Source organism: Actinocatenispora thailandica (assembly GCF_016865425.1).
GTDB lineage: Bacteria > Actinomycetota > Actinomycetes > Mycobacteriales > Micromonosporaceae > Actinocatenispora > Actinocatenispora thailandica.
In genome coordinates, this window is sequence record NZ_AP023355.1 from 4,489,024 (window position 1) to 4,506,877 (window position 17,854).

16 protein-coding genes are annotated in these 17,854 nt (G+C 73.5%); 7 read left to right on the top strand and 9 right to left on the bottom strand.

All coding sequences use genetic code 11. The features are described from left to right. Positions 1–68 precede the first annotated feature (68 nt). The 4 genes from Athai_RS19985 (at position 69) to Athai_RS20000 (ending at position 4,249) form a co-directional block, all read left to right on the top strand. Positions 69–1,301, top strand: a complete 1,233-nt coding sequence (locus tag Athai_RS19985) for an MFS transporter (protein WP_203962909.1) — start codon at positions 69–71, stop codon at positions 1,299–1,301. 220 nt (positions 1,302–1,521) lie between these two features. After that, entirely contained in the window at positions 1,522–1,875 is a 354-nt protein-coding gene (locus Athai_RS19990) for a GatB/YqeY domain-containing protein (protein WP_203962910.1), read from the top strand. 123 nt (positions 1,876–1,998) lie between these two features. After that, complete coding sequence (locus tag Athai_RS19995) at positions 1,999–3,021, top strand: LacI family DNA-binding transcriptional regulator (RefSeq protein ID WP_239157047.1); 1,023 nt, start codon at positions 1,999–2,001, stop codon at positions 3,019–3,021. 34 nt (positions 3,022–3,055) lie between these two features. Next, positions 3,056–4,249, top strand: a complete 1,194-nt coding sequence (locus Athai_RS20000) for a beta-1,3-glucanase family protein (protein ID WP_203962912.1) — start codon at positions 3,056–3,058, stop codon at positions 4,247–4,249. A 179-nt stretch (positions 4,250–4,428) separates the two neighbouring features. On the opposite strand, the gene Athai_RS20005 is transcribed toward Athai_RS20000, so the two are convergent. From Athai_RS20005 to Athai_RS20020, 4 genes are all read right to left on the bottom strand, one after another. Continuing rightward, entirely contained in the window at positions 4,429–5,229 is an 801-nt protein-coding gene (locus tag Athai_RS20005) for an SAM-dependent methyltransferase (RefSeq protein WP_203962913.1), read from the bottom strand. Between the two features lie 167 nt (positions 5,230–5,396). Further along, complete coding sequence (locus Athai_RS20010) at positions 5,397–6,623, bottom strand: hypothetical protein (RefSeq protein WP_203962914.1); 1,227 nt, start codon at positions 6,621–6,623, stop codon at positions 5,397–5,399. Beyond that, positions 6,620–7,216 (bottom strand): SigE family RNA polymerase sigma factor, encoded by a 597-nt coding sequence (locus Athai_RS20015; protein ID WP_203962915.1) that lies wholly within the window; start codon positions 7,214–7,216, stop codon positions 6,620–6,622. The genes Athai_RS20010 and Athai_RS20015 overlap by 4 nt, the downstream gene beginning before the upstream one ends. A gap of 178 nt (positions 7,217–7,394) precedes the next feature. Continuing rightward, positions 7,395–8,363 carry a DNA polymerase ligase N-terminal domain-containing protein gene (locus Athai_RS20020; RefSeq protein WP_203965947.1) on the bottom strand — a complete coding sequence of 323 codons (969 nt, stop codon included), beginning with the start codon at positions 8,361–8,363 and terminating at the stop codon, positions 7,395–7,397. Positions 8,364–8,573: 210 nt separating this feature from the next. Between Athai_RS20020 and Athai_RS20025 the strand changes: the two genes are divergently transcribed. The 3 genes from Athai_RS20025 (at position 8,574) to Athai_RS20035 (ending at position 10,384) form a co-directional block, all read left to right on the top strand. Beyond that, positions 8,574–8,813 (top strand): hypothetical protein, encoded by a 240-nt coding sequence (locus tag Athai_RS20025; RefSeq protein WP_203962916.1) that lies wholly within the window; start codon positions 8,574–8,576, stop codon positions 8,811–8,813. Between the two features lie 293 nt (positions 8,814–9,106). After that, complete coding sequence (locus tag Athai_RS20030) at positions 9,107–9,688, top strand: GNAT family N-acetyltransferase (RefSeq protein WP_203962917.1); 582 nt, start codon at positions 9,107–9,109, stop codon at positions 9,686–9,688. Positions 9,689–9,799: 111 nt separating this feature from the next. Next, a complete protein-coding gene (locus Athai_RS20035; protein ID WP_203962918.1) occupies positions 9,800–10,384 on the top strand; it encodes a dihydrofolate reductase family protein in 585 nt (194 codons plus the stop codon). A gap of 63 nt (positions 10,385–10,447) precedes the next feature. On the opposite strand, the gene Athai_RS20040 is transcribed toward Athai_RS20035, so the two are convergent. Genes Athai_RS20040 through Athai_RS20060 form a run of 5 tightly spaced genes read right to left on the bottom strand, consistent with a single transcriptional unit; the run spans position 10,448 to position 17,711 of the window. Then, positions 10,448–13,300: a DUF5682 family protein gene (locus Athai_RS20040; RefSeq protein ID WP_203962919.1), complete on the bottom strand. Its 2,853-nt coding sequence runs from the start codon at positions 13,298–13,300 to the stop codon at positions 10,448–10,450. Then, on the bottom strand, positions 13,297–14,412 hold the full coding sequence (locus Athai_RS20045) for an ATP-binding protein (RefSeq protein ID WP_203962920.1): 1,116 nt from the start codon (positions 14,410–14,412) through the stop codon (positions 13,297–13,299). The genes Athai_RS20040 and Athai_RS20045 overlap by 4 nt, the downstream gene beginning before the upstream one ends. A 10-nt stretch (positions 14,413–14,422) precedes the next feature. Further along, positions 14,423–15,829 carry a vWA domain-containing protein gene (locus Athai_RS20050; protein ID WP_203962921.1) on the bottom strand — a complete coding sequence of 469 codons (1,407 nt, stop codon included), beginning with the start codon at positions 15,827–15,829 and terminating at the stop codon, positions 14,423–14,425. Further along, positions 15,826–17,196: a hypothetical protein gene (locus Athai_RS20055; protein WP_203962922.1), complete on the bottom strand. Its 1,371-nt coding sequence runs from the start codon at positions 17,194–17,196 to the stop codon at positions 15,826–15,828. Before Athai_RS20055 ends, Athai_RS20050 begins: the two co-directional genes overlap by 4 nt. After that, positions 17,196–17,711 (bottom strand): hypothetical protein, encoded by a 516-nt coding sequence (locus Athai_RS20060; RefSeq protein ID WP_239157048.1) that lies wholly within the window; start codon positions 17,709–17,711, stop codon positions 17,196–17,198. Before Athai_RS20060 ends, Athai_RS20055 begins: the two co-directional genes overlap by 1 nt. Positions 17,712–17,854: the final 143 nt, after the last annotated feature.

Sequence of the window (17,854 nt, forward strand, 5' to 3'; positions counted from 1 at the left end):
AACTAGTTATACCATGCCCAACGAATTCAGGACTTCCTATGGCCGCCGGTCCGGCCTAACTTTTCGTCGTGACCGGATACCGACAGGTGCTCGCGCTGCCCGGGATGGCCCCGCTGCTCGGCGTCTCCCTGCTCGCCCGCCTCGCGATCACCGCCGCCGGGATGGCGCTGACGCTGTACGCGGTGCTCGGGCTGCACCTCGGTTATGCCGCCGCCGGCGCCGTCCCGGCCGCGCTGACCGCCGGGCTGGCGCTCGGTGGCCCGCTGCTCGGCCGGCTGATCGACCGCCGTGGGCTGCGCACGGCGCTGCTCGTCACCGTCGTCCTGCAGGCGGGATTCTGGCTGGCGGTGCCGGCCCTGCGATACCCGGTACTGCTGGGCGCCGCGTTCCTCGCGGGCCTGCTGATGGTCCCGGCCCAGGCCGTCACCAGGCAGGCCGTCGCGGCGATGACGACCGGCGCGCAGCGGCGTCCGGCGTTCGCGCTGGAGTCTGTCCAGGGCGAGGTGTCGTATCTGGTGGGCCCGGCCGCGGTGATCCTGGCCGCGGCCACGCTGTCGCCGGCCGCGATGGCCTGGGGTGTCGGCGCCGCGATCGTGCTCGGCGGCGCGATCATCGCCGCGCTGGACCCGCCGCTGCGGGCCCCCGGGGAGGCGGTCGGCGACGTGGCCGCGGACCGGCCGGCCCGCCGGGCCTGGCTCGGCCCCGCAATGATCGCCGCACTGGTGATGGCGTTCGGGACCACGATGCTGCTGGGCGGTATCGACCTCGCCATCGTCGCCACCCTCCAGCAGGCGGGCCAGGTCTCCTGGGCGTCCGTCGTGGTCGCCGTGTGCGGCCTCGCCTCGGTCACCGGCGGACTCTGCTACGGCGCGCTGGCCCGCCCGCTGCCGACCTGGTTGCTGCTCGGCCTGCTCGGTGCCGCGACGGTGGTCGCCGGGCTCGCTCCCGGGTGGCGCTGGCTCTGCGTGGCCGTCGTCGGTACCGGCCTGCTCACCGCGCCCACGCTGGCCACGGTGGCCGACACGGTGAGCCGGTTGGCCCCGGCCGGGGTGCGCGGCGAAGCGACCGGCCTGCACTCCTCGGCGATGAGCGCGGGCGTCGCGCTCGGCGCCCCGATCGTCGGCTGGGCGATCGACGCCGGCACCCCGGCCACCGGCTTCGCCACGGCCGGGCTGGCCGGCGTAGCCGCCGCCCTCGCCGGATTCCTCCTGTCGCGCCGTGCCCGCCAGCCGCTCGGCGAGGGCACCGGAGTGGCTCCGGACCCCGAACCGTGCGTTGTCGGCGCCGACGCCGACGGTTGACCGCGGCCGGCGAGGCCGCAGCGCCGGGCGAAGGTTGCGGATGGAGCGCAGCCGGCGAAGCGGCAGCGCCAGCCGAAGGTCGCGGGCGGCGCCGCTGGGCCGGTCGGCGGTTGCACGTGGCGTACGGCCGGCGGAGCCGCAGCCCCGGCCAGCGGCTGCGGGTGCAGTACGGCCGGAAAAGCCTTGCCGCACCGGGGAACCACGGTTAGCGTCCCGGCCCATGCGTACCATCATGCGGCGCGACCTGACCGCCGCGCTCAAGGCCCGGGACCGGATTGCCGTCTCGGCACTGCGGTCGGCGCTGGCCGCGATCGAGAACGCCGAGGCGGTAGCGGTGCCGGCGGCCCAGGCGGCCGCCGGCGCAGAGCACGTGGCGGGTTCGATGATCGGGGTCGGGGCCGGCGAGGTGGCCCGGCGCGAGCTGACGCCGGACGAGTTGCGCGCGATCGTCGCCGCCGAGGTGGCCGAGCGGGTGGACGCGGCCGACGGGTACGCGCAGCACGGCCGGGCGGACGCGGCCGAGCGGCTGCGCGCGGAGGCCGACGTGCTCCGCCGGTACCTGCGGCCGGAGTAGGCGGGCGGTACGCCCGGCGCCGCGGGGCGCGCGACCGGCGACCGACGTGGGGTTGACACGGTTCGGTAAGGGTTCTTTACTGGTCCGGAAGCGCTTACGTCGGTTATGTCGGGAGTGCGCACCGTGGACATCGACGAGCTCGCCCGCCGCAGCGGCGTCTCCGCCGCGACCGTGTCGCGCGCACTCAACGGCCGCCCCGAGGTCAGCGCCGCGACCCGGGCCCGCATCGTCGCACTCGCCGCCGAACTCGGGTACAGCCCGAACGCGTCCGCGCGCACCCTGGCCAGCCGCCGGTCCGGCCTGATCGGGCTGCTGTGGGACACCGACTACCGCAGCGGCGGGCGGCAGCACCCGTTCCTGCAGGAGGTGCTGATCGGGCTCAAGGCGGCGCTGAGCGACCGCGGGCAGGGCCTGATCCTGCTGCCGATCGTGCCGCCCGACGACGAGGCCGGCTACGTCCGGCTGGCCCGGCAGTACACCCTGGACGGCATCGTGATGATGGGCGTCGACCAGCACACCCCGCAGGTACGGGCGCTGCTGGCGACGCCGGTCCCCTGCGTCGGCCTGGACCTGGCGCTCGACGGCCCGCGCACCGCGAGCGTCGGCTCCGACAACCGCTCGGCCGCGGCCACCGCGGTGGCCCACCTGCACGCGCGGGGCCACCGGCGCATCGCCACCATCACCGGTCCCCTGGACCTGTGGCCGGCGGCCGAACGGCTCGCCGGGTACCGCGCGGAACTGGCCCGGCGGCGGCTGCGCCGGCGCCCCGAGTACGAGGTGGCCGGCGACTTCTTCGCCGCTTCCGGTACGGCCGGGATGCGTCGCCTGCTCGACCTGCCGACCCCGCCGACCGCGGTGTTCGTGGCCGGCGACGCGATGGCGATCGCGGCGATGCGGGCCGCCGCCGACACCGGCCGAACGGTGCCGGACGACGTCGCGGTCGTCGGTTTCGACGACATCGACGCGGCGGCGATGGTCCACCCCGGGTTGACCACGATCGCGCAGGACTACCGGCGCTTCGGCACCACCGCTGCCCGCGTGCTGGCCGAACTCGCCGCCGCACCCAGCACCGAACCGCCCCGCTCGGTACTGCTGCCGACCCGGCTGGTGGTCCGGGAGTCCTCGGGCACCGACGACAGCACCTGAATCCCTTGTGGAGCAACGAGTCGAAGGAGGGAACATGTCCAGCACCCCCGTACACCGCCGGTCGCTGCTGCGCGGTCTCGCGCTCGGCGCGGTCGGCGCGCCGCTGGTCGCCGCGTTCGGCGCGCCGGCCGCGGCCACCGCGCGCACCCGCACTGCGTTCGCGGACGGCAGCCTGGCGGTCACCGTGACCAACAACTCCGGCCAGGCCGGCAACGACGCCGTCAAGCTGTACGTGGTCGGTACCGACCTCGCCACCGGCGCCCAGGCGCACGCCGACGCCAACGGCAACCTGATTCCGGTGTCGTTGTCCGACAACGGTTCCGACGGCTACACCGACTACTCGATTCCACTCAACGGCAGCGGCGACACCACGATCGCGCTGCCGCACATGTCCGGCCGGATCTACTTCGCGCTCGGCGACCCGCTGAAGTTCAAGGCGGTGCCGGACGGCAACGGCAACCCGGCGCTGGCGTACCCGGCCGGCTGGGTCGAGTCGGACCCGAACTACCCGGTGCTGCACGACTTCTTCGAGTTCACCTACGACGGCGCCGGGATGCACTGCAACAACACCCAGGTCGACATGTTCAGCGTGCCGTCCTCGGTGCACCTGGTCGGCGCGTCCGACCAGACCACCGGCACGCTCGAAGCCGGCGGCCGGGGCCGGATCTTCGCCGACATGGCCGGCCAGCCCGGGTTCGACGGGCTGGTGCTCGACGACCTGCGGGTGATCGCACCCGGGCACGGGATCGAGGTCGGCAAGTTCGCCGGCGACTACTTCGACGGCTACATCAACGACGTCTGGTCGAAGTACGGCGGGGAGACGCTCACCGTGCACACCAACGGCGGCGACCGGACCGGCCGCGTCTCCGGCGGCGTGTTCACCTTCGACGGCGGGGTCGCACCGATCGCCAAGCCGTCCACCCTGGACGTGTTCTTCTGTGCAGGTGCGCTGGTCGCGCCGAACGACGGGCTGACCGGCCCGGTGGCGGCGGCGCTCGGCGCCGGCTTCAACCGCTCCACCCTGCTCGCGTCGGCGAGCCAGCCGACCGACGACCCGGCCGGCTTCTACGCCACCGATCCGACCAACCACTACGCCCGGATCATGCACGCGCACATGACCGACGGCAAGGCGTACGGGTTCCCGTTCGACGACGTGGCCGGCTTCGCCTCGTACATCGAGGACGGCGCTCCGACCGCGCTGCACCTGACGCTCACCGCCTTCGGCTGACCGGGCCCTCGGCGCCGCCGACCGCCCGCACCGGCGGTACGCGGCGCCGAGGCTCGTCGACGGCGCGCGGCACCGGGCGGGTAAACGGCGGCGCCGCGACGGACGCCCGGGATTCGGCGCCGAGGCAGGCGCACGTGGTTCGGTGCCGAGGCAGGCGCGGGATTCGGCGCCGAGGCGGGTCAGCGGCGTTCGGCGATCGCCGCGTACGAGGCGGCCCGCTCCGAGGCCGCCGTGTCGGCGATCGTGTCCGGGTGCCAGTCGCCCAGCCGCACCAGGCCCGGCGGTACCAGCGGGAAGCCGTCCAGCAGGGCGGCGATCTCCGCCTTCGACCGCGGGTACAACCGATCGGTGGTGTGCTGGTAGAGCGACCGGACCTGTTCGCTGTGCTCGTTCGGCGTCACGTGCGTGACGGCCAGGTAGGAGCCGGGGGCGGTCCGGGACAGGTAGTCGGCGACGAGCGCACCGGGCCGCTGCTCGTCGGCGAAGAAGTGCAGCACCGACACGAGCAGGATCGCGACCGGCCGGTCGAAGTCCAGCAGCGCGGTCACCTCCGGCGCGCCGAGCACCGCATCCGGGTCGAGCAGGTCCGCCTGCAGCACCTCGACGTTGGGCTGATCGGCCAGCAGCAGCTTGCTGTGCGCCACCGCGACCGGCTCGGTGTCCACGTAGACCACCCGGCTGTCCGGGTCCAGCCGCTGCACGATCTCGTGCACGTTGCCGGCGGTGGGGATCCCGGAGCCGAGGTCGAGGAACTGGTCGACGCCGGCCGCGGCCAGCCACCGCACCGCCCGCTGCAGGAAAGCCCGGTTGGCCCGGGCGATGTCGCGGATCTCCGGCGCGATGCTCAGCAGGGTGTCCGCCAGCTGCCGATCCGGGTCGAAGTTGTGCGCCCCGCCGAGGAAGTAGTCGTACATCCGGGCCGCGTTCGGACGGGAGTCGTCCACCCCGTCCGGCGTCCAGTCGGAGTCCCGTTCGCTCATCGTCCGCCCTCCGTGGTGCGGGACCGCGGTCACCGCGCGGTCACGGTACGACGGTAGCCCGAGCGCCGCCGCACCGGGTGCAGGGGTCACGGCGCGCCGGGTCGTCCGGCTGCCGTGGCCGGCGCCGGACGACCCGCGCCGGCCACGGCAGCCGGAACCGGAACTGGTCAGCGAACCGCCGCGCCGTCGAAGACCAGCAGCCGATCCGGGTCGGACGGGTCCGGCCAGCAGATCAGGCAGGTCTGATGGTCGATCACCAGGGTGGGCCGGCCGCCGTAACTGGCGAGCGTTCCGGTCTTGATGTCCCACAACACGTTCCGGTCGCCGTACGTCGCGTCGACGAACCGGTTGCGACCGAACCGACCGGTGGCCGCCAGAGACCGGGGCGCCACGACCGTGCGGCTGCCCGGCGTTGGCCCCAGCAACGTGGTGCGGTTGCGCTGGCTACCGACACACCAGTCGGGGACGCAGTCCCTGGTCCACATGCCGGCCGCGGAGAAGGTCCGCCGTGCACCGGTCTCCAGGTTCGTCAACACCACCGGGTGCCGCGAACCGCTCGGGTCGGTGAGCGTGCTCGCCCACGGCCAGGAGGTAAGGCGCAGTCCCCGACCGCCGGGTACCAGCTCCGGCTTTCCGTTTCCGGACAACGAGATCCGCCGCACCCCGGTGGCACCGGAGTAGACCAGCCAGCGGTGGTCGACCAGCTCCAGTGGGGTGACCCCCAACGCGCCGGGCACCGTGGCGAGCAGCCGCTCGTGCCCGCCGGCCAGGTCGGCGGCGACGAACTCGGTGACCTGCTTGCCGTGTGCGTCCTGGCCCTCCGCGTTCCAGGCCACGGTGCGGTCGTCGGTCGCGAAGCTCTGCGCGAAGTACTTACGCAGGCTGCCGATCGGCCGCAGGTCGGCCACCGACGCGAACGTCTGCTTCCGCAGGTCGTAGCGCAGCAGCGCGCTGGTCTGCTCGCCCTGCCCCTTCTCGGCGACGAGCAGTTGGCTGGCGTCGAGCACCCCGACCGGCAGAACCTTCGCGCCGCCCGGCGCGGTTGCGGGCATCCGTTCGACCGCTGCCGGCCAGGTCTGGTCCAGTGGCCGTACGGTCGGCTTCCCGGACGGCGCGACCGGCCTCGCGATCCGCGCCGGCGAGGGTTTCACCGAGACGACGGTCGCCGGCGCCAACCCGTGATCGGTGCGCGCCGGCCGGGCGACCTGCCAACCGCCGACCGCGACCGCCAGCACGGCCAGCGCCAGGCCGCCGGACAGCACCGCGCGCCGGGCGCGCCGCCGGCGACGCGCCCGCCCCTCGATCGCGTCCCGCATCCCGACCGGCACCTCGACGACGGCGTCGCCGTGCTGTCGGAGGGTGCGGATCAGGTCGTGTTCCAGCAGGTCGGTCATCGTCCCTCCACCACCTTCTGCGGCTCGGCCGCCGGCGTCCACCGGTCGCGCAGTCTCGCCAGCGCACGATGCGCCTGGGTGCGCACGGTGACCTTGGTGACGCCGAGCATGTCTGCGATCTCCTCGTCCGAACGATCGTCGTAGTAGCGCAGCACGAGCACCGCACGCTGTCGCGGCGGCAGTACCGCCAGCTGTGACCACAGGCCGCGATCGTCACCGACCCGGCGCATCGCCGCGTCCTCGTCGGCGGCCTCCGGCGGGTCGGCCACCACGCGCTCTCGGCGCAGCCGACGCCAGCGGCTCACATGCAGCCGCACCATCGTGGTCCGCACGTACCCCTCCGGATCCGTGCGGCGGCGCACCCGACGCCACGCCACCCGAAGCCGGGCGAACGCCTCCTGCACCAGATCGGCCGCGTCGTGGGGGTTGCCCGCCAGCACGTAGCCGTAGCGCAGCAACGCCTGCGAACGGCGCCGGTAGAAGTCCTCGTACGCGCCGTCGGGATCGTCCGTGCCAGGCCCGCCCGTGACCACCTGCTCCGGCCGGGGGCCCGGTGACCCGTGGCCGCCGGCCGGGGAGCGATCGTCGCTCATTCCGCCACCTCCCTACAGTGACCTGGACGCGGCACCTTGCCATGCTGTTGCACGGCCGTGGGTTGCGAGCGCGGCCAAGTGCCGGCGTCGCCGGCCAGCTCCCGGCAGCCGGGACCGGCGCAGTCGACCGGCGGGGCGACCACGGCGGTCACCCGCGAACTCACCGGAGCGGTGCCGGTCAGGCCGGGATCCGCTTCCAGGCCGCCGAGGTGGTGCCCGTTCGATACCGGGCGTCGCGGCGTTTGGCGAGGATGCCGGGCAGGCCGCGGTCCCGGGCCGTCGCGCGCACCGCCGCCGGGTCGTCGAACCGCGGCGCCAGCTGGCAGCTGCCACCCCACCAGGGCAGCGCGTCGAGCCGTTCCCAGCGCTGCTGCTGCGGCCAGTCGGTGAGGTCGACGCCGTCGTCGTACAGCAGGTCGAAGCCGACGAACACCGGGTCGGCCGCCAGGGTGACGAGCTCACCGTCGAGCACCACCGCCCGGCTGCCGAGGCGTCGAGCCGCCCGGGGCAGCCCGGCCGGTGCCCGGATCGACGCGCCGTCCGCGGCGCGCAGCCGGATCCGGCCGCCGGACACGAACGCGATCGCCCGCTCGCCACCCCAGTCGAACTCGTACCGGTAGCGGTCCCGGTCCCGGGGCGGGTTGGCCTGCCGGACCGGCTGCATCGGCTCGACGGTGCGCGGCATCGGCGCCCGGTCGGGGTCCTGCGGCGGGTCGAGCCGGCGGAGCAACCAGTTCCGGCCCTCGGTGACGAACAGCGTGTACCGGCCGCGCACCCGCCCGCCGGCCAGCCGCACGGTGACCTTGTCGGCGCGCCACTCCTCGGTCCGGTACCTACCGGAGTCCCAGATCGTCATCGCGCCACCGCCGTACTCGCCGGCCGGGATCGTGCCCTCGAACGTGGCGTACTCCAGCGGGTGGTCCTCGGTGTGCACGGCGAGCCGGTCGACGCCCGGCTCCGCCGGCAGCCCGCGCGGCACCGCCCAGGACACCAGCACCCCGTCGCGCTCCAGCCGCAGGTCCCAGTGCAGGCTCCGGGCGTCGTGCTGCTGGACGACGAACGTGTCGCCGCGACCGGGAGCCGGCGTCGCGGCGGGCATCGGTTCCGGTGTGCGCGCCGGGTCGCGACGCCGCCGGTACTCCCGCATCGGCTGGTCGGCGCCCGCCACGCCGCCGGCATCGCGCCGTCGCGCCACCCTCGCGCCTCCTCGACCGGCTCCGGTGCGACCGGGCAGGCCCCGACCGCCCCACCGCCAGCGTACTGTCAGGCGCCGCGGCGGCGGGCCAGCCACCAGACGCCCGCGCCGGCCGCGAGCAGCATCCCGGCCAGCCCGACGAACAGCCCGACGTTTCCACCGGTGACCGGCAGCGTCGGCGTCGACGGGCTCGTCGAGGTCACCGGCGTGCTGGCCGACGCCGACGGCGACGCGCTGGCGCTCGCCGACGGGCTGGCACTGCTGCTCGACGGCGACGGGCTCGGCGAGCCGTACCCGCCGGGGGTCGACGGGCTCGGCGACCACGGCGCCGACGGGCTCGGCGCACCGTACCCGCCGGGGGTCGACGGGCTCGGCGACGACGAGCAGGACGACTGGCCGTAGCCGTTGCTGGAGCAGGTCGGTGCCGCCATCGCGTGATCGGCGACGGCCGGTGACCCCAGAGCGAGGCTGCCTCCGGCGGCCAGTGCGGCCACCGCCAGCGCGCGGGACGTACGCATACTTCTCCTTGATCAGTCCCTTGATCTCACCGAACGCAACGAAGCACTGCCCAGTTGGTTACTCAGGGTGGGTCTGCCGAGGCATCGGGGCGCAACCCGAACCCGGAACGCTGCCGCCGGGTTGGTCGGCGGCCGAATTCGGTTCCGGCCGGGGCCGCGGTCCGGTAGGAAGCGAACATGTTGCGTGGGGCGAAGATCGGGTTGCGCGCCCGGCAGGAGGCGGATGTCGCGATCCTGCACACCGAGCTGTACGACGACGTGGCGACCCGGTCCCGTTCCGATCCGCGTCCCTGGCGACCGGCCGCGCCGGGTTCGGCCTCACCGTTCGCGGTGCGGGAACCGTCCGAGGACGCGGCGATCTTCTCGGTCGTGGAACTGGCGGGTGGGGGCCTGGCCGGCGATGCCCTGTTGTGGGCGATCGACCAGCACAACCGGAAGGCCCACCTGGGCATCTCGCTGCGCCCCGACTGTCGTGGCCGGGGTCTCGGCACCGACGTGGTCCGCGTCCTGTGCGGGTTCGGCTTCGACACGCTCGGCCTGCAACGGCTGCAGATCGAGACGCTCGCGGACAACACCGGGATGCTGCGGGCCGCCGAGCGCGCCGGATTCGTCCAGGAGGGGCGGCTACACCGATCGCTCTGGGTGGCCGGTGAGTTCGTCGACGAGATCCTCCTCGGTCTCGTCGCCGCCGAGTACGACCCGGCCCGATCTCCCGATCCGTCTCGATCGGCGCCGGCGACCGGCGCCGGCCGGCGATGAGTTCCGGGTCCGGTCGTCGTCCATCCAGCGTTGCCGCGTTGCCGCGTTGCCGGGCGGCTCAGAGGCCGGACGGCCGGGCGGCAGCCGACAGGCCATGCCTCTGGAGGAGCGATGCGTTCGATCAGCGCCACGATGTTCATCAGCCTGGACGGGGTCGTTCAGGGCCTCGGCCGGCCGGACGAGGACACCCGCGGCGGGTTCACCCACGGCGGCTGGGGCCCGGGGTACACCGACGAGGTGATGCGCCGGGAACTCGGCAAGGGTATGGCCCGGCCCGGCGACCTGCTGCTCGGCCGGCGGACCTGGGAGGACTTCACCTCGGCGTGGGGCCAGGCCACCGACGGCAACCCGATCAGCGCGCACCTGAACGCGGCCACCAAGTACGTCGTGTCCCGGACACTGTCCGACGCGGACGCCTGGCAGAACTCGATCCTGCTGCGCGGCGAGGCGGTCGAGACGGTGGCCGAGCTGAAGGCCCGGCCCGGCGGCGACCTGAGCATCAACGGCAGCGCGTCGCTGGTCCGCAGCCTGCACGCGGCCGGCCTGATCGACCGCTACACCCTGTTGATCCATCCGGTGACGCTGGGCAGCGGGATGCGGCTGTTCGAGGGCGAGGCGCCGCGGACCGAGTTCGAGCTGACCGGCAGCGTCACCACCGGTACCGGCGTGATCATCGCGCACTACACCCGGCGCTGAGCCGACGCCGAAAAGGCGCCGGGCTCGGCCGGGTCCGCGGATCGCCACCCGGTCCGGTGCGGCTCAGCCCAGCAGCGCGGCGACCGCGACCGCGGCGGCCGGATGCTCACCGAGCAGGCCACTCGGCGGCACGGCCGACGCGACACGCCAGGCGCCGTCGCTCCCCAGCAGGGCAGCGACGGCATTGCAGCTGTCCGGCCGGGCCGCGAGCAGCTCGACCACCGGGCCGGATGCCACCGGTTCCGGTGCGGCCGGCGCCGGGGGCGGCGCGGCCCACGGTGGGGTCCAGGCATCGAGGGCACGCAGCGAACCGGGGAAGGTGCGGCCCGCCTCGCGCACCAGCAGCGGCATCAGCTCGGCGGCCTCCGCCCGCAGCGTGGTCAGCAGCGTCGGCAACCAGGGCAGCAGCACCTGATCGGGCAGTCGGGCGAACGCACCGGACAGCACCTCCACCACGAACCCGGTCAACCCCGGCGCCGGGTCGAGCGCCTGCACGAAGCCGCTCAGGTACGCGGGGAAGGACGGCACGGTCAGCGGGTTGCCCAGCAGCTCGTCGCACCGGGCTCGCAGGTCGGCCAGGGTGAGCAGACCGAGCTGGTACCGCGCGGCCCAGAGCAGCGCGACCGTGGCCGGCGTCTCCGGATGCGACTGGGCCACCGCCAGCTCCAGCTGGGCCCGGTCGCAGCCGAGCGACAGCGCCAGGCTCTCCATGCTGAACAGGAAACCCAGCATCGCGGCGACCTGCCGGACCGACGTCTCCTCGTCGACCGTGGCGACCGGGAGCAGCGTGCAGTAGTGCGCGTAGCCGGCGGTGACGAACTCCTGCACCCACCCGGGCAGCGTCGGCGCCACCCCGTGGTAGTACGTGAGGAGTCGGCGGATGCGGCGCAGCACGTCGGGGGCGCCGGCGACGGTGCGCTCGGCGGCGAGCAGGACGACCGCGCGGGCGCCGAGCTCCTCGGTGAAACGACGATTGGTCAGGAACAGGATCGAGTCCTCGACCGCGGCGAGCGCGGTGCCGGCGGTCGCGGTGGCGTCCCAGGCGGCGCGGCGCAGCCGCTGCTCGAGCACCTGCTCGACGGTGACCCCGTCGTAGCCGAGCTCGATCAGCGACCGCTGGTTGCGGCCCAGCGCAAGATCCCAGCTCTCCTGAACCGAACTCTCCCCGAGGGTGCGCTCACCCATGATCGGCCGGACGGTGCCGTCCGGCAGCAGCCGGCGCAGCAGCCACAGCAGGTCCGAGCAGGCCCGCAGCTCGGGCCGCGCGGCCAGATCGAGCAGGGCCCGCTTCTGGGTGCGTGCGGTCAGGTCGAGCCCGAGCGGGGCGAGCCGGTCGTACACGTCGCGGGCCAGCGGCGGCAGCGCGTCGTAGCCGACCCGGCCGATCCGGTCGCCGCCGAGCAGCATCCCGCACAGCGTCGCAACGTCCCGTCGGCCCGGCACGGTGTCCTTCTCGATGCAGGTGACCGCCGCATCGGTGAAGTCGTACGGGGTGGGCCGGTGCCGGCCGCGGATCCCGGCCAGCAACACCGCGGTCTCGAACACCGCGATCGCGTCCGCGGTGCTGGCCAGGTAGCCGTTGCGGCGCGCCAACCGGACCAGGTCCACGCACCAGGCACGCAGCTCGTCGGGGTTCAGCCCGCCGGGCCGGGACGGCGCGGACAGGAACTCGGACAACCTGTCGTGCACCGGCTCGTCCGGGGCGGCCGGCGCACCGCCGGCCGGTGGCTGCACCGCCCCGGCCGCCCCGCCGGACTTCGCCGAACCGGCCGCGCGACCGGACTTCGCCGAACCCGTCGCGCCGCCGGACTTCGCCGGCCGCACCCGGTACGGCCGGACGCCGCCGCGACCGCCGGTGGCGCGGGACCAGGTGGCGGCGGCGATCGACACCGAACCCGACGCGAGACCGAACTGCGCCTCGATCGCCGAGTGGCTGGACGGGATCAACCCGTAGAGCCAGCTGGTCGCGGTGCGCGGACCGATCTGGTACGCCGCGGTGGAGTCGATGCCGAACTGCTCGACCCGGCTCGCCGCGTGGAACGCGCCGCACACGTACAGGCAGTCGTCGGTGTGCACGGTGGACCGGCCACGGTGCTCGCGGATCCGGGTCCACATGTACCGCTCGCGGGTCTCGTCGCCGCGCAACCGCTCGGGATCGGGTGTCAGCCGCCGGAACAGGCTGCCGATCAGCACCATGACCTGCCGGTACGTGTCGTGGTCGGCGCCGACCAGCGGCTGCTCGACGTACTGGTCCCACCACTCCGACCAGTGCCGCACCTTGCCGTGGTGCAGCAGGAACGCCTCCAGCTCGGCGAACCGTGGCCGCAGGTCGCCGAGCTGCACCCCGACTGCGTCGCCGTGCAGGGCGGTGTCGTCCGGCCCGGCCTCGGTCGCCGCCGGCTCGCGCGGCGTCTGCTGGAACACGTGGTCGGTCGAGTGGTCCACGCAGACCAGCTCGACCCCGGGGGTGGTCGCCGCGTAGGCGATGGCCTGGTATTCGGCGGACGCCTCGGTGATCGGAGCGATCACCGACAGCGGCCCCCACTCGGCCGGGAACCCGGCCAGCTCCGACGCGTACGCCTGGAGCGCGACCGGCAGGGTGCAGTTTCCCAGCTCGCCGAGCAGTGGCTGCAGATCCTCGCACAGCTCCAGGTAGATCACCTTCGGCTGCTTGGCCCGCAACCGCCGGGCCATCGCCACCGCCGAGGCCGGCGAGTGGTGACAGACCGGGAAGATCTCCAGCCTCTCGCGCAGCGCGCGGTCGACGTCGTCGACCAGCCCGGTGAGGATGTCCGCGGCGACCTCCCCACCGCCGAACTCCTCGGCCGCGTCACCGAGCTGGCCGCGCAGCGCCGCGAACGGCCCGCCGGCCAGCACCCGGCCCGCCGAGTTGCCGCCACTCCCGGCCGCGGTCATGACAGCGTCGCGATGGTGTCGCGGCCACCGTCGAGGAACGCCGGCCACTCCCCACCCTCCGCCTTGCTGCGCGGTTCGACGACCCCGTGCCAGTACTTGTTCAGGATCGCCAGATCCTCCGGGCTGCGCCGGGCCAGCGACCCGACCAGCGAGGCGGCGAGGCGTTCGGCGGTCAGCGTGCGGTCCCCGAAGAAGTGGCTGGACAGGATCGCGTCCTCCAGCACGCCGATCTGCTCGGCGGTGGACAGCGCCGACTCCAGCTTCTCGTCGTCGCTGGCCGCCGACTGCGCCGCGGCCCGCAGGTCGGCGAAGCTCTGCAGCAGGATCGACAGCAGCGACGGCGGCACGTCCAGCTCGATCGCGTGCCGTTTCAGCAGCTCCTCGGTGCGGAACCGGACGATCTCGGTCTCGCTCTTCTTGTTCGTCACCACCGGGATGCGCACGAAGTTGAACCGGCGCTTCAGTGCCGAGGACAGGTCGTTGACGCCCCGGTCGCGGCTGTTGGCGGTGGCGATGATGGAGAAGCCGGGCTGGGCGAACACGATGTTGTCGTCGCCCAGCTCCGGGATCGCCACGTACTTCTCGGACAGGATCGAGATCAGCGCGTCCTGCACGTCGCTGGTGGAGCGGGTCAGCTCCTCGAACCGGCCGATCACCCCGCGCTCCATCGCGGTCATGATCGGCGACGGGATCATCGAGTCCCGGGACTGCCCCTTCGCGATCACCATCGACACGTTCCAGGAGTACTTGATGTGGTCCTCGGTGGTGCCCGCGGTGCCCTGCACGACCAGCGTCGAGTTGCGGCAGATCGCCGCCGACAGCAGCTCGGCGAGCCAGCTCTTGCCCGTCCCGGGGTCGCCGATCAGCAGCAGACCCCGGTCGGAGGCGAGCGTGACGATGGCACGCTCGACGAAACTGCGGTCGCCGAACCACTTCTGCGGTATCTCACGCTCCAGCCCGTCGGCGCGCTCCGAACCGAGGACGAACAGCCGCACCATCTTCGGCGACAGTCGCCACGAGAACGGTTTCGGCCCGTCGTCCACCGACTCCAGCCAGTCCAGCTCGTCGGCGTACTTGACCTCGGCGGGCGCGCGCAGCAGGTCGTCGGTCACGATGTTTCTCCTAGCCGAGGAAGTTCTTGAGTTCGGACACGAGCTTGCGGATGTGGCCGGAGATCACCGGGGTGCCGAGGTCCTTGAACTTCTGCCGGAACCACGGGTTGACCTCCTGCCGGCCGGAACTGGTGACGGAGCCCACCGGGATCAGTCGCACCCCGGAGCGATGCGCCGCCTGCAACCCGTCGAACAGCGGCTGGGACCGGCCGAACTCGTAGAAGTCGGAGATCCACACCAGCACCGTGTTGCGCGGGTCGACGATCTTGGGTTGCGCCATGGCCAGCGCGACCGGACCGTCGTTGCCGCCGCCGAGATTGGTGCGCAGCAACACCTCGAACGGGTCGTGCACCCACGGCGTCAGGTCGAGCGACCTGGTGTCGTACGCGATCAGGTGCACGTCCACCTTCGGCAACCCGGCGAAGATCGAGGCCAGGATGGTGCAGTTGACCATGGAGTCGACCATCGAACCGGACTGGTCGACCACCACGATCATGCGCGCCGGCGTGGTGCGCCGGGCGGTGTGCTTGTAGAACAGCCGGTCGACGTAGAGCCGCTCGTCGTCGGGGTTCCAGTTGGTCAGGTTCTGCCAGATGGTGCGGTCGACGTCCAGGTTGCGGAACACCCGCTTGGGCGGCACCGACCGGTCGACGGTGCCGGCGCTGGTCTTCTCCACCTGGGTGCGCAGCACCTGGGCGACCTCGTCCACGTACCGCCGGATCAGCGCCTTCGCGTTGGCCAGCGCGACGCCGGACAGGTTCGACTTGTCCCGCAGCAGCTGCTCGATCAGCGACATGCTCGGCGTCAACTGCTTGGCCAGCACCGGATCGGCGAGCACCTCACGCAGCCGCATCCGGCTGACCAGGTCGCCCTCGATGTCGGCGAGCACGCCGCCCAGTTCGTTGCCGTTGGGCTGGCCGCGCAGTTGACCCGGCTCGCCGCCGAGCGCGCGTTCGAGCCACCCCGCGTCGGACTGCCAGCCGGCGAGTTGGGTGGCGCTGACGCCGCCGCAGCCGGCGGCGAACACGTTGAGCAGCAACTTGCCGGCCAGGGCGGCCCGGCGCACCTCCGCGGCGGTGTCCCGGGACTCGGTCGGCGCCGGCCGGAACAGGTCGTCGAACTCGGCGGCCAGCTCGGGGAAGCGTTGCACCACCGTGTCGACGCTGACCGACGGATCGGTCAGCGCGGACGGCAGGCCGAGCTCGTCCACGATCTGCACGGTGGTCGCCTCCAGCGCGGGCTGCTCGTCCGTGCCGAACACCCGCGACAGCAGACGCCAGTAGAGCACCTGGCGGCGCGCGGCGTCGCGATCCGCATCCGCCGGCCGACCGTCGTGCCGGGACGGCGCATCCGCCAGCGCATCGTCGTTTCCGGGCCCCGCATCTGTTCCGGCGGGCGCCGGTTCGTGATCGGTCATGAGCGCAGCAGCCGTCCGGCGCGTTCCCGCAGCACGGAAACCGCGTCGTTCTTCGCCTCCGCCTTGGCCACCTTGGCGTCGGTGGGGCCGAGCGCCCAGTCGCCGGTACCGGTCTGCGCGGGCCTGCGCTTCACCGTGGCCCGCACTGCGAGCGGTTGCAGCAGCCACTCGCCGGCATCCCAACGCAGCAACCCGATGCACCCGGTCGAACCGGCCACCAGCGCCGGTGTCAGCGGGCCGCAGCCGGGCAGCCGGTCGAGGTCGAACCGCAACCGGTGCTCGCCCAACACGGCCGCACCGTCGACCACCTGGTAGTCCTCCACCAGCACCGGCTCGGCGATCCGGGCCGGGTGGCGGTCCAGCGGCGACGGTGCCGCCGCGGTCGCGGTCGGCAGCGTGAGGCGGGCGGTGGTGAACGGGTCGGCCGGCTCCCCCGGCCGGGCCGCCTCCTCGCACCAGTGCAGGTCTCCGCCGGGCAGCGACGGCATGTCGGTCAGCTCCAGCGCGCGGTGCTCGGCGAGCGCCCCCAACAGCACCGGAGCGTCGAACAGCGTCCACACCGCGGGACCCACGATCGTGTCGACCTTCGCCACGACCAACGACGTGCGCACCAACCGGACGCCGTCCGCGCTCTCCAGCACACCGTGCACCTGCAGTTGCACCGCGGTGGCGTGTTCGTGCACGTCGACGCCGAGCGGCAGCAACCGGCCGGACACCGGTGTCGGCTCGACCGGGCCGGGCCAGGCGTCCTGCGCCAGCAGGACCGCGCGCGACCACAGGTCGCCCCAGCGGCGCAGCGGCAGCAGCTCCATCGTCGCGATCGGCGCGCAGGCACGCAGCTCGGCGCCGAACCCGTCCAACAGCACGGCGAGGCGCCGGGTGCGCGGCTCGGCCAGCAACGCGGCGACCACCGACGCGGACGCCGCGACCAGATCCTCGTCGACACCGCGCCAGCCGGTGACGGCCAGCTCGGTCAGCCAGGATCGGGCGGCGGCCAGCGGCAGGCCCGCCGCGTCGGCACCGGCACCGACCCACTCGTCGCGTCGCCGGCCGAGCGCGGCGTCGAACCGGGCCAGCAGGGCGTCGTGCGCGGCACCGAACAGCGCCGCCCGGGCCCCGGCGAGCGCCGCCAGGTATGCGTCCGCCACGGTGCCCGCGGCGAGTTTCGCGACCGCCTCGCCGACCGGTACCGCCAGCGGCGACGTGCCGACCGCGGCGGCCAGCGCGGTCAGCGCCGCGCGCTCCGGCTCGCCCAGCCGACTCAACCCGTGGGCCAGCACCTCGTCCAGCCCGTCCGCGACGTCGAGTGCCGGAGCGAGGCCGGCGACGTCGCCGTCGAGCAACATGCCCAGCTGGGTGGCGAGCATCAGCCGACCACCCTCGTCGCGCCGAACCAGTGCAGCTCCGGCACCGGCTCACGCACCTCTGGAAGCTCCAGATAGGACAGGTGACGCAGGAAGCGGCTGAACACGGTGGCCGCCGGGGTCGGCTCGTGGTGCGCGTCCAGCGCCGAGGGCAGGTCACCGTCCGGCTCGACCTCGACCCGCAGGTAGCGCGCGACGCGCTCGGTGCCGTACTGCAGGGCGGCCTCGGCGAGCAGCAGCCGGATGTGCTTGCACGGCTGCGGTCCGTGCAGCGCGCCGCACGGACGGTTGTTGTTGGTGCTGCAGCTCAGCCCGTGCCCGACCGCCGTCACCGCGGACACGTAGACCCGGGCGATGTCCGAGCCACTGGACACCACGCCCTGCACCCGCCCGTCGGCCAGCTCCACGAACGGGACCTTGGCGAGCTTGCGCACCGCCACCGGCCGGACCAGCACGGCGCCGCTGCGCCGCGCCCAGTCGCCCTGCCCGCCGACCGCGATCGGCTCTGATTCGTCCATCGAGGCGGTGTGCCCTTCCTGTCGACCCGACACCGATCTGATGCCGTGCTTCCCGTGCGGCGTCACGATAGCCGGCCGGTACGACAAGACCGCGCTACCCGCGCAGACCTGCGCCGACGCCGACCGGAGGGCGTCCCGCGCTC

Excerpts from the sequence above, each read along its gene's own strand:
- Athai_RS20010 (WP_203962914.1), bottom strand. The coding sequence starts at position 6,623 with ATGACCGACCTGCTGGAACACGACCTGATCCGCACCCTCCGACAGCAC.
- Athai_RS20000 (WP_203962912.1), top strand. The coding sequence starts at position 3,056 with ATGTCCAGCACCCCCGTACACCGCCGGTCGCTGCTGCGCGGTCTCGCG.
- Athai_RS20005 (WP_203962913.1), bottom strand. The coding sequence starts at position 5,229 with ATGAGCGAACGGGACTCCGACTGGACGCCGGACGGGGTGGACGACTCC.
- Athai_RS20060 (WP_239157048.1), bottom strand. The coding sequence starts at position 17,711 with ATGGACGAATCAGAGCCGATCGCGGTCGGCGGGCAGGGCGACTGGGCG.
- Athai_RS19990 (WP_203962910.1), top strand. The coding sequence starts at position 1,522 with ATGCGTACCATCATGCGGCGCGACCTGACCGCCGCGCTCAAGGCCCGG.
- Athai_RS20020 (WP_203965947.1), bottom strand. The coding sequence starts at position 8,363 with ATGCGGGAGTACCGGCGGCGTCGCGACCCGGCGCGCACACCGGAACCG.
- Athai_RS20035 (WP_203962918.1), top strand. The coding sequence starts at position 9,800 with ATGCGTTCGATCAGCGCCACGATGTTCATCAGCCTGGACGGGGTCGTT.
- Athai_RS20030 (WP_203962917.1), top strand. The coding sequence starts at position 9,107 with ATGTTGCGTGGGGCGAAGATCGGGTTGCGCGCCCGGCAGGAGGCGGAT.
- Athai_RS20015 (WP_203962915.1), bottom strand. The coding sequence starts at position 7,216 with ATGAGCGACGATCGCTCCCCGGCCGGCGGCCACGGGTCACCGGGCCCC.
- Athai_RS20040 (WP_203962919.1), bottom strand. The coding sequence starts at position 13,300 with ATGACCGCGGCCGGGAGTGGCGGCAACTCGGCGGGCCGGGTGCTGGCC.
- Athai_RS20050 (WP_203962921.1), bottom strand. The coding sequence starts at position 15,829 with ATGACCGATCACGAACCGGCGCCCGCCGGAACAGATGCGGGGCCCGGA.
- Athai_RS20055 (WP_203962922.1), bottom strand. The coding sequence starts at position 17,196 with ATGCTCGCCACCCAGCTGGGCATGTTGCTCGACGGCGACGTCGCCGGC.